Here is a 14377-nt window from a genome sequence, read left to right as displayed (position 1 = left end):
TCAAGAGCTGCGTCGGCCTAGTTGCCGAGCGTTTCCTTGATGTCGCCCGGATAATGCAGCTTGCCGCCCTCAAGCGTATAACCGGCATCTTCCAGCGTCTGCTTGGCGAGATCTGTGCCGGTGGCGAAATCCTCGACCGCCGGGTCGTGCCAGAATGCAAGCGCCGGCGAGACGACGGAATTGGAGGGCACAGCATAGCCACGATAGGCGGCCTTGGCGATCAGCTGCCGATTGACCGCCTGCGACAAGGCCATGCGGAAGGCCGGGTCGTCAAAGGGGGCGCGGCGGTTGTTGAAGCCGATATAGCGGAAACCGATATCGACAGTGGAAACCGCTTCGAGATCGGGATTTTCCGTTGCCGCGTCGACGAGAACCTGCGGGTCGCCCGGAAATTCGCCGATGAAGTTGAGCTCGCCCGATTTCAGCATGCCAAGCGCTGCTTCCGCATTCGGCACGATGCGCAGGATCCAGCGATCGGCCTTCGGCGCGTGGAAGTGATCGGTATTGGCTTCCAGAACGATTTCCTCGTTCTTGGTCCAGCTTGCGAACTTGTAGGGACCGGACCCGATCGGCGTCTCTTCCTGATAGCTTTCGGCGTTTTCCGGCTTGTCCTTCAGATCCGCCAGGATCGGGCCCCAGACATGTTCGGGGATGATGTTGATCTTGGCGAGCGTCGAAGTCAGGAAGGAGGCCAGCGGCGTCTTCAGGTGGAAGGTGACGACATCGCCCTCGACGTCGACGCTGTCGATGTTCTTGGCAAAGGGCTGGTACATCGGCGCTTCTTCGCTGGCGGCCGCCTCATAAGAGAACTTCACGTCCTCCGCCGTCACCGGCTCGCCGTCGTGCCACGTCATGCCGGGGCGCAAGGTCAGCGCGATCGTGGCGTCGTCGAGCCATTCATAGCTTTCCGCCGCCCAGGGCTGGGGCAAGCCGTCAGGGCCGACGCGCAGAAGCCGGTCATAGACAAGCTCGGTCACCCAGCTGTCGACGCCGCCCGAAATATAGAGCGGGTTGATCGACTTCACATTGTCGGAGGAGTTGAGGACGATATCCTTTTCCTCGCCAAGCGGGGTGATGTCCATGAAGGTCCAGGCGTTCTTGATGCCGATGCCGCTCTGGTTGACGACGGTTTCCGGATCGAAGATCGCCTTGTTGAAGGCAAAGGTGGATTTGGGGTGAACCAGCATCATGTTCGGCTGGTCGGCGCTGAGGATGTCCTGAGCTTCGAACACCATCTCCCGGCGCTTGTCCTGATCGACCTCGCGGCGCTGCGCTTCAACGATCGAGTCATATTCGGGGTTCTTGTAGCCGATGAAATTGTAGCCAGACTCGGCTGTGGTCGAGTGGAACAGGTTGAACAGAAGCTCATCCGGGTCCGAGCGCTCCGGCCGCCCGACCATCTGCCAGGCTGTGGCGTCCCAGGCGCCGCGGTCGTACCAGACGACATTCGACATCTGCTCCCAGGGCATGACCTCGACCTTGACGTCGAGACCAAGCTTTCGCCATTCCTGGGCAATGAGCTGGACGGACTGGAATTCGGCCTGCTGACCGGCCTGCGGCCGGGAGAAAAGCACGATTTCGCGAATCTCGTCGCCGGCAAAGGCGGGCAAGGCCGCCGTGGAGGCCAGCAACGCGGCAAGGGAAGCCCGCGCGATATAACTCATGGTCGTTCTCCTCTGAACGGTTTGGTTCTTTTTATCGTGTCCGGATTTTTCCGGTTATATCTTGGAAACGGCGCTTGCCGGTCGTGCCGGCTGTTTCGACGGGGAAGCCTACGAGAGCTTGAAATACAATTACAGATGTTTTATTCAGTAAAACGCCGTTTCGTAATTTTAAGTAAAGCAGATTTTGGCGCGATTGCAAGTCGCGAAAAAGATGACAAAGCAGGGGACTTAAAACGTGAGTGAGGGGAAGGATTACACGATTGCCGCCGTCGACCGAGCCATGGTGGTGCTGGAGGCGCTGGCGGCGCGGCCCAATCAGGGCCTGACAGAACTCGCCAAATCGCTCGGCATGACGAAATCCCTGGTCTTCCGGATCCTCTTCACGCTTGAGGAGCGCGGCTTTGTTTCGCGGGATGCGGAGCGTTCGGAATATGCCCTTGGCCACCGGATCGGCGTTCTGGGCGAGTGCCTTGGCAAGGATGGCGGCCTGTTGTTTGCCGCGCGCCCCGTCATGGACTGGCTGCGCGATGTGACCTCCGAAAACGTCAATCTGGTGATCCGCGACGGAACCCAGAGCTATGTGCTTGCCACGCGTCCCGGACGGCATTCGATGCGTCTCTTCGCCCAGGCCGGCCGGTTCGGGCCGCTTCATGCCGGCGGCAGTTCGCAACTGCTTCTCGCCTATGCGGAGCCTTGGGTAATCGAAGAGGTTCTTTCTAAACCGCTTGAAACCTTCACGCCCTATACCATCACCGATCCCGACAAGCTGCGCCAGACGCTCGAGCGCATTCGCGCAAGCGGCTACAACATCGTCACCAATGATCTGGATGAGGGTGCGTTTTCCGTGGCCGCACCGATCAAGGGGGCAGACGGGTCAGTGACGGCCTCGATCTCGGTCGCCGGGGCCGTCATGCGCCTTGACGAGGAACGCCGCGCGGCAAACCTGGAGGCAGCGCTTGAGGCCGGCCGCCGGATCTCGCAAAAGCTTGCCGTGGGCGGTGTACTGAAGGCGGGCTGAGCCTGCCTGCCGTGGCCAGCATGCCCGTTCGCCCTTCATCGTCTGAATTGCCGGCCTCGCTCCGCTGACGGTTCTCCCTTCTATTCGCCAGGACGCGATGCAGGAACGCTTGCAGCGGTCAAACTCCTCTGTTACGCTAAAAAATAAAACATCGTTTTATCTAATAAAACAGACAGAGGAAAACAGCTGTGAACGATATCGAATCCGCCATTCTCGGCGCCGTTTCGCTTGATGCCCCCTGGGCGCTGGTCGAGAGCTTTTCCACCTACAAGCGCGAGCATCCGGACGATGTGAACCGCGGCATGGACGAGGTGAAGGCGCGTCTTGAAAAATACGGCGTGCCGGTGACAATGCACCAGCCGGAGCTCTTCTTGAGCCTGCCGGGCAAGGCCCGCGTGGAGGCCGACGGCAAGACCTTCCGCGCCAAGCCGCCGGCCTATTGCGTCGATGCGCGCGATGGCCTTTCCGGCGAACTCGTCTATGTGCCGAGCAACCAGCCGAAGGCGATTTCGACCATGTTCGAACGCTCGGTGGAGGATGCGAGCGATCTCGCCGCCCGCGTTTCCGGCAAGATCGTGTTGTCGGAGGGCTTCGCCAATCCGGGCCTGGTCGCCCAGTTTACCGAGCTTGGCGCAATCGGCGTGATCGCCATCAACCCCGGCGTCGACATTCACTGGGGCATCTGCACCACCGTCTGGGGCACGCCGGATCTCGATGACCTGCCCCGCAAGCCGCGCATTCCGGCCGTCGCCGTCAACCGTGAAGGCGGCGATCAGCTGATCGAGCTGGCGAAGGCGGGCGCGCAAGTTACTGTGTTTGCCGAAATGGAAGAGGGCTGGTTTTCCTCCAAACTGCCGGAAGTCTTCATCGAGGGCGCGGAAGAGCCCGAAAAGTACATCCTGCTGCACGGCCATCTCGACAGCTGGGATGTCGGCGTCGGCGACAACGCCACAGGCGATGCCTCGCTTCTGGAAATGGCGCGGGTTCTTTACGAAAACCGCGACAAGCTGAAGCGTTCCGTGCGCGTGTGCTGGTGGCCGGGCCACTCGACCGGGCGTTATGCCGGCTCCACCTGGTTTTCCGACAATTTCGCGCTCGATCTGGACGAGAACTGCATCGCCTCTGTCAATTGCGACAGCCCCGGCTGCCGCTGGGCAACCGAATTCATCAATCTGTGCATGATGAGCGAGACCGAGGATTTCCTCTCCGAGGTGATCGAGGAAGTGGCCGGCAAGAAGGCCGAGGGCGAACGTCCGCACCGCGCCGGCGACTATTCCTTCAACAATATCGGGCTTTCGAGCTATCTGATGCTGTCATCGACCATGGCCGAGCGCGCGCGGGAGGAGAAGGGCTATTACACGGTCGGCGGCTGCGGCGGCAATATCGCCTGGCATACCGAGAATGACACGCTCGAAATCGCCGACAAGGATATTCTTCTGCGCGACATCAAGGTCTATCTTCTGGCCGTGCTGCGCAATGCCAACGCGGAAATCCTGCCGTTTGACTGGCGCAAGACGGCCGGGGAGTTCATCGCTACGATCGCGGACTATCAGAAAAAGGCTGGCGATCGCTTCGATCTGGCGCCAGCAATGCAAGCCGCCGAGGCCCTGAAGGCTTCTCTGGAAGCCTTCTACGCAGGCATCGAGGATGGTTCGGTGACGCCGGCCACCGCCAATGTCGTGATCCGGAAACTCGCGCGCATCCTGATCCCGCTGAATTTCACTCGTGAACAGCGCTTCCGGCATGACCCCGCCGTGCCGATCCCGCCGCTGCCCGCCCTCTCGGCGGCAGCCGATCTCGACAAGCTCGGTCCGGCCAAGCTCGGCTTTGCCCGCACCCAGCTCGTGCGCGGCCAGAACCGGGTGATCGCGGCCTTGAAGGAAGCAAGGGCGCTTATCAAGTAAGCCGTCCCTTGCGCTTTCGTAGTTATATAAGAAGCCCCCGCGTTTTTTTTTGCGAGGGCTTTGGATGATTTTGGTTTCCGGGGCAGGACCTGGACACTGTTTTTTGCTCGCTACCATCCGTCAATTCATCACGGCTGCCGTGGGCAAAGCGACGTCTTTAAGCGCTTGTTTCCCGAAGACATGCCAGACTGAGTTTCCACCAGACGCCGCGCCCGTGCCATTTCAAAGAACGATTTCGTCGAACACGCGCCGGCAGTCCATCTCATATTCCAGACCGACGATCGGCGGCCGGTTATAGTGCCAGGCAAGTCCGTTGCGGTGAACGCCTCGCGGCGCAAGCTCCGTCTCGATCAGCGGGTGGATGTCATGGACCGAATAGATTTGCGCCGCTGTGGTATCCGCCCACTTGCCGCCGAAAAAGCCCATGCGGCGCTCCATCTCGTTAAGCACAAAGGCCGCTTTCTCGCGAATGGCCTCGGGACTGGTTTCACCCGGCCGGACGATATGATCGCGGTAATTGGCCTTGCCTTCAGGCACCTCGCCGGAGCCGGCGATCGCGAAGGTCTTCGGTGCGTCCCCATCCTTCACCGTGTAGCAGAAGGCATGGAAGCCCGGCTCCTCCGGCGCGCCGATCTCGGGGCAGATATTGGAGCGCGCCACCGGATTGTCGTCGCCTTCCATGATGTTCCAGGCACGCAAGGTTTCCGCGTAAAGCGTATTGAAGGCGGCGAACCCATCCTCGCTGAACTGGCCGGGCGAGCGCATTTCACAGGCGCAGAAGGCTTCCGGCGGCCGGCCGATTTCGGCGAGATGGGCGGCGATGCGCTCAAAGCCCTCTTTCATCGGCACGACATCGAAAAAGCGGGCGCGGACGATGCGGTAGCCCTCGAGGGCCGCAACGCCGGCTGAATACTGCATCACGCCGGGAATATAGTGGTAACCACCGGCCGCCATGGTTTTTGTCTGCATAGTCAATTCCTTCTGTCTGATATGTGCTGCGGCTCACGAGCCGACCGAAACGACACTTTCCATGCGCCTCAGGGCAGCGATGATGCTGTAGGCCGTGATTGCGCTGCTCTTCGGATTGTCCGCATCGGGCAGGTTTTCCGACACGGCCGTGATCGTGCCGCCTTTGGAGCGGATGGTGATTTCATGGGTATTCATGGCGATGCCGGGATCGGCCCATATCTCGACAGACGTCCGATCGGCACCGAGCCCTGCAAGGGCGACGGTCGCCGCCACATTGATGTTTTTGGGGAAGGCCGCGATCGATTGCCGGGCACTGCCGGAGAAGAGGCATGTGGGCTCTTTGATCTCGGACGCCGCGACGGTCTTGTCGCCGATCCTGACGCCGTCACCGAAGGAAAGCGGCGGTTTGCGGGTTTTCAACGCCACAGCCTCCAGTCCGATCTCGCGCGCGGCCCGCAACCCGTCAAGTCCGGCAATCGCACCGGATGGCGCAAGGATGGCGAGGTCTGCTGCGCGTGCGGCATCGAGAAAGCCATCGGAGCACAGCAATTGCCCGACGCTTGCGACAACGAAAGTTTTGCCGCCGTGGTTCAGCATCGCGTTCGCGAGCACCGAAAAGGCCGATGGCGGCAGACATTCGACCACGATATCGGCGGCTTCCGGCAGGTCGGCAAGCGGCAGGATAACGGGGGATGATCGCAGGCCCGCAAGTCGCGCGCCTGCAGTTGCCGCGTCACGGACGGCGACGGCTTTCAGCTCAAGACCCTCGATCCCCTGATCAAGCGCCGCCGCCACACGCATGCCGATCGACCCCAGCCCGGCGACTGCGACCCTCAACGGTTCAGCCATAATTGACCACAAGGAGCTTGATGTCGGTCATGCTGTCCATCGCATAGCGCGTGCCCTCGCGTCCGAGGCCGGAATCCTTCCAGCCCCCGAAGGGCATGGTGTCGATGCGGTAGATCGGCACGTCATTGATCATCAGCGCCCCGACATCCCAGTCCTCCAGCGCGCGGAAGGCGGCCTTCATGTCGTTGGTGAAGAACCCGCCCTGCAGGCCGAACCGGCTGTCGGCGGCGCGGCGAACGCCCTCATCGGCATCCTTCACCTTGGTCAGCGTCACCACCGGGCCGAAAATCTCGTCGGCCTCGACCTTCATGTCGGGCTTCGTGTCGGTCAGCACTGTCGGTGCAATGACGGCTTTCTCGCGCGTGCCGCCGGTCAGAACGCGCGCGCCCTGCTCGACCGCCTCGTTGATCCAGCTTTCGATGCGCATCGCCGAGCGCTCGTCGATCACCGGCCCGACATCGACCCCCTCCTCCATCGGATTGCCGACCTTGCAGGCTTCCACTCGGGCCACCAGTTCCTTCTCGAAGGCGTCATAGACCTCTTCATGCACGAAAATGCGCTGGACGCCGATGCAATACTGGCCGCCATAGACGACGCCGCCGCGCACGCAACGCGCCGCTGCAAAGGCGATATCGGCATCCTCGGAGACGACCACCGCGCCATTGCCGCCGAGTTCGAGCGAAACCTTCTTCTTGCCGCTCAGCGATTTGATATGCCAGCCGACCGGCACGCTGCCGGTGAAGGTGACCATGGCGATGCGATCGTCGCGCACAAGCTTTTCGGCCAGCGGCACATCGCAATGCACCACCGTCAGCGCCTCCTCAGGCAGACCGGCCTCAACCATGACCTCGGCGAGCAACCGGCTGGTGAGCGGGGTCTGCGGCGCGGGCTTGAGGATGACCGAATTGCCCACGGCGAAGGCCGGCGCCAGCTTGTGCAGCACCAGGTTCAGCGGAAAGTTGAACGGCGTGATCGCGAGGATCGGACCGATCGGGAACCTTCGCGCGATGCCGATGCGCCGGCCAAGCCCGTTGAGCGTTGCCAGATCGGCCTTCGACAGATCGAGCGGACTGCCATCGGCAGACGCCGTCTGGTATTCGAAGACCGCGCCATCGATATCGAGCGGCACTTCCTCGCCGCCGAAGGCGCGCGCCTCGCGGGCCGCACCGCGCAGGTTCAGAAGCGAACGCGATATCTCGCCGCGCGCATCATAAAGCGGCTTTCCCGCTTCCGCCGCGATGAGGCGGACGAACTCGTCCTTTCGCGCCTCGATCAGGTCCGCGGTGCGATCGAGAATATCGGCGCGCACGAAACGCGGAAGCTTGCGCATCATGTCGAAGCCCTTTTGCGCCGTCAGGATGGCCTGTTCGACATCGACCTCTTCCGAAACCGGCATATGCCCGACGAGGCTGCCGTCATAGGGCGAGAGAATGGCGTCCTGGCGGGGATCGGGATTCTGGGAAGCGTGCATTGGAGTTGCTTTCTGTGTTTTCTTTAAATGTCAGGCCGCGCCGATATAGGCTTCGCGCACGGTGGGCTCCTGACGGAGTTCTTCTGAAGTGGCTGCAAGGGAAATCCGGCCGCGATCGATCACATAGCCGCGATGGGCAAGGTCGAGCGCGGTCATCACATCCTGCTCGACAAGCAGGATGGCGACGCCGGTCTTGTTGATTTCGATGAGGGATTCGCTCAGGAGTTCGACGGCGCGCGGGGCGAGACCGAGCGAGAGTTCGTCGATCATCAGCAGTTTCGGACGACTCATGATCCCGCGGCCGATCGCGCACATCTGCTGCTCGCCGCCCGACAGCGTCGAGGCATCCTGATGCGCCCGTTCGGCAAGGCGCGGGAACATGGTCATGACCCGTTCGAGGTCTTCCTCGACCGAGGCGTCCCTTTTCCTGAGATAGGCGCCCATCATCAGATTGTCCTTTACCGACATGGTGCGAAACAGACGCCGGCCTTCGGGCACATGAGCAATGCCGCCCGTCAGGATCCGGCGCGTGTCGGCGCCTGCCAGGTCCTGGCCATCGATCAGGATGCTGCCCGCCGTTGGCGGAAGCAGGCCGGAGATCGTGCGCAGCAGCGTCGTCTTGCCCGCGCCGTTGGAGCCGATCAGGCAGACGATCTCGCCGGCATTGACGGCAAGATCGATGCCCCAGAGAACCCGGATTTCGCCGTAGCCGGCCTCAAGCTTGTCGATCTGGAAGAATGGTTCAGACATCGGCTTTCTCCCCGGCATTGGCTTTCGCATAACGATTGCCGAGATAGGCCTCGATCACCTTCTCGTTTCGCGTGATCTCGTCCGGCCGGCCTTCGGCGATCTTGGCGCCGTGATGCAGGACGACAATGCGGGTGCAGAGGCTCATCACCACCTTCATCAGATGCTCGATCAGGATGATGGTGACCCCGCGCGCCGCAATCGACCGGATCATCTCGAGCGCCGTCTCGATCTCCGCCGGGTTGAGCCCGGCATTGACCTCGTCGAGCAGCAGCACCTTCGGCTTCATGGCGAGGCTCTTGGCGAGCTCCAGTCGCTTGCGGCCGGCAAGGGTCAGTTCGCCCGCCAGCGTGTCGCGATGCTGTTTCAGCCCGAGGAATTCGATCGCCTCGTCGGCGGCGTGCATCGCCTCGGTGGTGGAGGCGGCCCCCGCGGCAAAGACCGCCGGCGCCATGACGTTTTCCAGCACGGTCATTTCGGGAAACGGCTGGACCACCTGATAGGTTCGGGCAACGCCGAGCCGGCTGATCTGATAGGGCTTCATGCCGTCGATGCGCCGGCCGTCATAGATGACGCTGCCGGAAGACGGCTTGAAGACGCCCGTTACCAGATTGACGAGCGTGGTCTTTCCCGCGCCGTTGGGGCCGATCAGACCGACAATCTCGCCCGGTTCCACCGAAAGGTCGACTTCGTTCACCGCCGTCAGCCCGCCGAACCGCTGGGTCAGGCCCTTGAGTTCAAGGATACTCATGGCTTGGTCTCCGTTTTGTGTGTCGAGCGCTTGCGCCATTTGCGCATGGCGGCGCCGACGACGCCGTTGGGCAGGTAGAAGATCAGTCCGACAATGAGGATGCCGAGAACGGCGGCGTGGATGGAGAGGAAATTGCGCCAGACCACTTCCTCGATGACGAGGAAGATGCCGGACCCGATGACCGGTCCGAGGAGCGTTCCGGGCCCGCCAAGCATGGTCATCACGATCGGGCGGACCGTGGTCATCACCGAATAGACGTCCGGCGGTTCGATGTAGAACACCCATGAAGCATAGAGCGCGCCGGCGGAGCCGACGAACAGGGCGGAAAGCACAAAGGCGATGATCTTGTAGAGCGTGGTGTTGATGCCGACCATGGAGGAGGCATCCTCGTTCTGGCGGATGCAGCGAAGGGCAAAGCCGATGCGTCCGGCCGAGACATACCAACTCATCAGGAAGGTGAGCACGGCAAGGGTGAGCATCGACCAGAAGAACAGGCGCGCCTGGGCGGTGACCGACATGCGGATGATCGGCAGGTTGAGCCCCATGCCGCCGCCCGTCAGGCTGGTCCAAGAGGTGGTGACTTCCAGAAGCACTTCGGCAAGGACGAGGCTGGCAATGGCGAAGTAATGCCCTTTGAGGTGCAGGATGGCAGCGCCCATGGCGGCGGCGAAGGCTGCGGCCATCACCCCGGCCGCCGCCCAGGCCAGCGGCATGGCAAGGCCGAGCCCCTGCAGGATGGCGCCCGTATAGGCGCCAAGTCCGAAGAAGGCGGCCGTTGCAAAGGACGGATAGCCGGCATAACCGCCGATGATGTTCCAGGATTGAGACAGCACCGCATACATGGCGAACATCGTGCCAAGGCGCAGAAGGTAATTATCTCCGAAGACCGGCAGGAAGGCGATGAGGGCAAAGAAGCCGAGGGCAATCAGCGGATTTCTCATTCATACCCCCTGCGGCCCATGATGCCGGTCGGCTTGAAGATCAGGAGCAGGATGAGCAGGACGAAGGCGATCGTCAGCCCGTGTTCCGGGCCGATGAATAGCGCGCCGAAACTCTGGATGAGGCCGAGCGCCAGCCCGCCCACAATGGCGCCGGCAATGCTGCCGAGCCCGCCGAGAACGCAGACGATGAAGGCGATCGACAGATATTCCGAGCTTGCCAGCGGCGAGATCGGGAAAACGAGGCTCAAGAGACTGCCCGCGGCACCGGCCATCAGCGCACCAATGCCGAAGGTAATCGCGTAGATCGTCTTCACGTCGACGCCCATCAGGGCTGCCGCCTCCCGGTCCATGCGCACGGCAACGATGGCATGGCCGATCTTCGAGCGCACCAGCAGCAGGTATAAAAGCCCGGTCAGGACGCCTGCGAGCAGCATTGCCATCAGCCGGTCGAGCGGAAACACCAGTCCGGCAATCACCTTGCTGCCAAGCGGATTGCCAAGCTGCACCGAGCGATAGTCAGCACTGAAGGCCAGCAGCATGCCGTTGTTCAACAGAAGGTCGAGACCGAAGGTCAGCACCAGCGTCGTCAAAACCGGCGCGCCGACCACCCGGTTGATCAGCCCGAGTTGCACCACATAGCCGAGCGCGAACAAAAGCGCGCCGGCGATGATGACCGAAACGAACGGGTGAATGCCGAGGTGAACATAGGCAAAATAGGCGATGTATGAGCCAAGAACGACAAACGAGCCGTGCAGCACGTTGATGACGTTCAGGACACCCCACACCAGTGAGAAGCCGACCGAGATACAGGCATAGAGCCCGCCCAGCACCAGCCCGTTGAGGAGGATCTGTGCGTATAGCATTGCTGTGTTTTCCGCTGTCTGGGCGGCCGGCCGCCATGGCCGACCGCTAAAGCGCTGAATGAGGAAAGCCGAGACTTATTCGATACCGCCGAAACGCATATCGGCCTGCTTGATCTCTTCCGGATAGATCGTCTTCGCGGCGCCATCCTGAATCTGGAAGACCGGCGGCTCGAGCGAGTCGATCTGCCCGTTCTCGCCGAAATGCACCGGGCCGTAGAAGGTCATGGCGTCCATCGCGGCCAGCGCATCGCGCACGGCGGTCGGCTCAATCGTGCCGGCATCCTCGATGGCAAGCTGCAGGACGACGCCGGCGGCGGCAGCGGAGGCTTCCGCATAGTCGGGCGTGGCGTCATACTTCGCTTCGAAGGCCGTCACGAAATCCGAAGTCGCGCCGAAAATGCCCTCGCCATCATAGGCAACAGCGGGATGCCACCAGGCAGCGCTCGAGACGTTGTTGGAGAGGTCGCCCGTCGCCTCGATGAATTCCTTGTAGGCAGGACCGGCCAGCATCGTCAGCGCCTTCGGCTCGATGCCGAGATCGGCCATCTGGCGGCGGATGAGAATGAGGTCATTGATGTAACCGGTGGCAAAGATCCAGTCCGGCTTGGAACGCATCATCAGCGTCATGGCCGAGGCATGATCCATCGTGCCAATGGCGTATTCGTCAAAGGAGATGACCTCGATGCCGTTGTCGCCGGCCGATTTTTCCATTTCCTTGGCGATTGCCAGCGGAAACAGATCGTTGCGGGCGTAGATCGCGACAGTCGAGATATCCTCGCCGGACTCGGCAACGATCTTGGCAAGTGGATCGGTCAACGTATTGTTGGGCGTGAACGTGCCGAACAGATATTGATAGCCCTGATCGTAAACCTCGACAGAGGAAGCCGTCGCCGCGACCATCGGGATCTGGTAGCGCTCGGCAACGGAGCTTGCCGCCTTGGCAGCGCCCGAACCGAAGGGCGCGAACAGGAAATTGACGTCATCAGCCGTGATCAGCCGCTCGGCGGTCTGTACGGCGCGCGGCGTCTGGCTCTCGTAGTCGACATAGACGATCTCGACATCATAGGTCGTGTCACCGGCGGTGATGCCGCCGGCCGCGTTGACGGTTTCGGCCCAGAGGTCATAACCGCGCTGCTGCTTCAGGCCTTCCGGGGAGAGCGGCCCCGTCAGCGGCAGCGGCGCGCCGACCCGGATCGTCTCATTGGCAATCGCCGGACCAGAAAGCAGCATTGTGGCGCCGGCAAGCGCGAGCAGCCACGACTTCGTAGAATGCGTCATTTCGGAACCCCTCAGTTCTCGTTGTTTTTTGATGCACCGTGAGATTTGGCGATCTCCGGATATCAACAAGGTAAGGGGAAAAGCGTGCTTCACGGAAGTCGTAATTGAGGCACGCAGCGTTGCACTTTACGCAACGCCGACGAATTCATCGGCCACTTTGCGGATATATTCCACCAGTCGGCGTGCAGCCGGGCTCAGTTCGATCTCCGCGCGTTTGCACACCTGGGTGGTCGACAGCGACAGGACATTCGACGCGATCGGGACGCCGATCAGCTCACCGGATTGCAGTTCGCGCTCGAAGGAGAAAGCCGGCAAGAAGACGATGCCCATATCCTGAAGCGCGAATTGTCGCATCATGTCGATGGAATTGGTTTCCAACCTGATCTTGAGCGCGAGCTGCTCGGACCTGACGACATGGTCGACCAGTTGACGAATGCCGAAGGACTGGTCCGGCAGGCCAACCGGCTGTTGCCGAACCTCTGCGAGGTCGAGCTCCCGCCGTCCGGCGAGCGGATGGTGGCGCGACATGACCGCCATCACCGGCTGGCGCAGGCTGACCAGCGTATCGATCTCATCGCGCGGAAAAGGCTGGAAGGAAATACCGATATCGCAGCGATCCTCGGCGACCGCCCGCATTACGCCATCGGTTCCGGCCACCAGCACCTGATAGGTGATATTCGGGTGGTCCCTGCCGAAACGGGCAAGCGCGCGCGGCAGAAGGCCGCCGATCATGCCCTCAACCGTATAGATGATGACATGACCACTTTCGAGGTTTTTCAGCGCATCGATCTCCGCGCGCAGCCGCTGCAGTTCCTTGTTGCGCCCCTTCACGAAGCGCAGGACCAGCTCACCCGCCGGCGTCAACCGGACGCCCTGGGACTGGCGGACGAGAAGTTCGGTTCCGTAAGCATATTCCAGCTTCTGGATCTGCCGGCTGACCGAAGACGGCGAGATATGCAGCTTTTCCGATGCCTTCCTGATCGAACCGAGCTCCGCGACAGTTTCGAACTGAAAGAAGGCTGTTTCCATATCCGTTTCCGATTGATGTGTCGAAACAGGCCGCGGGGGCCGTTTCCCTTCAGCGGCTGACGCTCTGACGTCAAGCCCGCGATCCTTGCGAAAAAGGCCTGGAAACGCGGGCTCCATAAGACTTTCAAACTGCCGCCCTTACTACGGTATTGGGTGAGGCCACGTTTTGCAATCGGGAGCGCGTTCGCATTCCTATAGTGGCCTATCGCATCCTGACGCGCTTCAGCGCCGTCCCGGCGGGCGCGGCGAGGCACCGGGAAGAACCGGCCAGTCCTTGTAGATATGCAGTAGCAGACCATGATCCGGCGCCTTTGGACGACATGCTCGAAGCCAAGGGAAACGCCGGGGGCGGCATCAACCAGCTTGTTGGCGAGATAGCCTGGGGATTCCCGATCGATCTTCCGCGTCGCACAGATGAAACGGCGCGAGAAACCGCCCGAGTAGACCCAGCCGGTTGGCGGGCACGCTTCGTCTCCGCAAGAGCGCCATCGTCATCGTGGGGAGCACGAGCCATTCTTCGGCATGTCCGCCGAATGGACAAGGCGAATAAGGGCCTGTCACTCCCGCGCGGAAAGAGCGATTAATGCTTCGGACCGGCCTTTAGGCCACCAGACGGAGCCTTTCGCCATGACCGAGAAAACGATCCTGCCGCCGCCGCCAGAAGAACCGTCGACACGATTGTCTTGCGTCGTTCAGCCATCATCGCCGCCTTTCGCCGGCATCAGGACAGTGCCTGCCCCGCATGACAATGCGGGCTTCGTGTTCGCTATGCAGCATACTTCCTCCCGGTCGATGCAGCGCTTCCTCCGTTTCAGCTTCTAGAAGCAAGACTCCGAAAAAGGGAGGAGCAGCATCAAACCGTACGCCAGGCGGACGCTTTACTGAGCCAGATC

13 protein-coding genes are annotated in these 14377 nt (G+C 61.5%); 3 read left to right on the top strand and 10 right to left on the bottom strand.

Annotation, left to right across the window (positions count from 1 at the left end):
* Positions 1-17 precede the first annotated feature (17 nt).
* Positions 18-1664 (bottom strand): ABC transporter substrate-binding protein, encoded by a 1647-nt coding sequence (locus FF124_RS03575; protein ID WP_138747121.1) that lies wholly within the window; start codon positions 1662-1664, stop codon positions 18-20.
* A 235-nt stretch (positions 1665-1899) separates the two neighbouring features.
* Between FF124_RS03575 and FF124_RS03570 the strand changes: the two genes are divergently transcribed.
* Entirely contained in the window at positions 1900-2682 is a 783-nt protein-coding gene (locus FF124_RS03570; RefSeq protein WP_138747120.1) for an IclR family transcriptional regulator, read from the top strand.
* A 188-nt stretch (positions 2683-2870) separates the two neighbouring features.
* A complete protein-coding gene (locus FF124_RS03565; protein WP_138747119.1) occupies positions 2871-4586 on the top strand; it encodes a M28 family metallopeptidase in 1716 nt (571 codons plus the stop codon).
* A gap of 222 nt (positions 4587-4808) precedes the next feature.
* Here the strand turns inward: FF124_RS03565 and cnbZ are convergent, their stop codons facing one another.
* The 9 genes from cnbZ to FF124_RS03520 form a co-directional block, all read right to left on the bottom strand.
* The gene (gene cnbZ, locus FF124_RS03560) at positions 4809-5555 is read right to left on the bottom strand and encodes a 2-amino-5-chloromuconate deaminase CnbZ (RefSeq protein ID WP_138747118.1); all 747 of its coding nucleotides are present in this window, start codon (positions 5553-5555) and stop codon (positions 4809-4811) included.
* 33 nt (positions 5556-5588) lie between these two features.
* On the bottom strand, positions 5589-6404 hold the full coding sequence (locus FF124_RS03555; protein ID WP_138747117.1) for an aspartate dehydrogenase domain-containing protein: 816 nt from the start codon (positions 6402-6404) through the stop codon (positions 5589-5591).
* Entirely contained in the window at positions 6397-7875 is a 1479-nt protein-coding gene (locus tag FF124_RS03550; RefSeq protein ID WP_138747116.1) for an aldehyde dehydrogenase family protein, read from the bottom strand. Before FF124_RS03550 ends, FF124_RS03555 begins: the two co-directional genes overlap by 8 nt.
* A gap of 30 nt (positions 7876-7905) precedes the next feature.
* A complete protein-coding gene (locus FF124_RS03545) occupies positions 7906-8625 on the bottom strand; it encodes an ABC transporter ATP-binding protein (RefSeq protein ID WP_138747115.1) in 720 nt (239 codons plus the stop codon).
* A complete protein-coding gene (locus FF124_RS03540) occupies positions 8618-9373 on the bottom strand; it encodes an ABC transporter ATP-binding protein (RefSeq protein WP_138747114.1) in 756 nt (251 codons plus the stop codon). Before FF124_RS03540 ends, FF124_RS03545 begins: the two co-directional genes overlap by 8 nt.
* Positions 9370-10314 (bottom strand): branched-chain amino acid ABC transporter permease, encoded by a 945-nt coding sequence (locus tag FF124_RS03535; protein ID WP_138747113.1) that lies wholly within the window; start codon positions 10312-10314, stop codon positions 9370-9372. Before FF124_RS03535 ends, FF124_RS03540 begins: the two co-directional genes overlap by 4 nt.
* A complete protein-coding gene (locus FF124_RS03530) occupies positions 10311-11177 on the bottom strand; it encodes a branched-chain amino acid ABC transporter permease (protein ID WP_138747112.1) in 867 nt (288 codons plus the stop codon). Before FF124_RS03530 ends, FF124_RS03535 begins: the two co-directional genes overlap by 4 nt.
* Before the next feature lie 75 nt (positions 11178-11252).
* Complete coding sequence (locus FF124_RS03525) at positions 11253-12455, bottom strand: amino acid ABC transporter substrate-binding protein (protein WP_138747111.1); 1203 nt, start codon at positions 12453-12455, stop codon at positions 11253-11255.
* A gap of 126 nt (positions 12456-12581) precedes the next feature.
* On the bottom strand, positions 12582-13484 hold the full coding sequence (locus tag FF124_RS03520) for a LysR family transcriptional regulator (RefSeq protein ID WP_138747110.1): 903 nt from the start codon (positions 13482-13484) through the stop codon (positions 12582-12584).
* Between the two features lie 627 nt (positions 13485-14111).
* Here FF124_RS03520 and FF124_RS03515 point away from each other — a divergent pair.
* Positions 14112-14306, top strand: coding sequence for a hypothetical protein (locus FF124_RS03515; protein WP_138747109.1), 195 nt, complete (start codon positions 14112-14114; stop codon positions 14304-14306).
* The last annotated feature ends 71 nt before the right edge of the window (positions 14307-14377 follow it).

This window comes from Martelella lutilitoris (assembly GCF_005924265.1).
Lineage (GTDB): Bacteria > Pseudomonadota > Alphaproteobacteria > Rhizobiales > Rhizobiaceae > Martelella > Martelella lutilitoris.
The sequence above is the reverse complement of the archived record's forward strand: the minus strand, read 5'-3'. Positions and strand labels throughout refer to the sequence as shown.

Bases quoted from the DNA above. Each gene is read 5' to 3' on its own strand.
- FF124_RS03545 (WP_138747115.1), bottom strand. From the start codon at position 8,625: ATGTCTGAACCATTCTTCCAGATCGACAAGCTTGAGGCCGGCTACGGC.
- FF124_RS03555 (WP_138747117.1), bottom strand. From the start codon at position 6,404: ATGGCTGAACCGTTGAGGGTCGCAGTCGCCGGGCTGGGGTCGATCGGC.
- FF124_RS03520 (WP_138747110.1), bottom strand. From the start codon at position 13,484: ATGGAAACAGCCTTCTTTCAGTTCGAAACTGTCGCGGAGCTCGGTTCG.
- cnbZ (WP_138747118.1), bottom strand. From the start codon at position 5,555: ATGCAGACAAAAACCATGGCGGCCGGTGGTTACCACTATATTCCCGGC.
- FF124_RS03575 (WP_138747121.1), bottom strand. From the start codon at position 1,664: ATGAGTTATATCGCGCGGGCTTCCCTTGCCGCGTTGCTGGCCTCCACG.
- FF124_RS03525 (WP_138747111.1), bottom strand. From the start codon at position 12,455: ATGACGCATTCTACGAAGTCGTGGCTGCTCGCGCTTGCCGGCGCCACA.
- FF124_RS03540 (WP_138747114.1), bottom strand. From the start codon at position 9,373: ATGAGTATCCTTGAACTCAAGGGCCTGACCCAGCGGTTCGGCGGGCTG.
- FF124_RS03515 (WP_138747109.1), top strand. From the start codon at position 14,112: ATGACCGAGAAAACGATCCTGCCGCCGCCGCCAGAAGAACCGTCGACA.
- FF124_RS03530 (WP_138747112.1), bottom strand. From the start codon at position 11,177: ATGCTATACGCACAGATCCTCCTCAACGGGCTGGTGCTGGGCGGGCTC.
- FF124_RS03550 (WP_138747116.1), bottom strand. From the start codon at position 7,875: ATGCACGCTTCCCAGAATCCCGATCCCCGCCAGGACGCCATTCTCTCG.
- FF124_RS03535 (WP_138747113.1), bottom strand. From the start codon at position 10,314: ATGAGAAATCCGCTGATTGCCCTCGGCTTCTTTGCCCTCATCGCCTTC.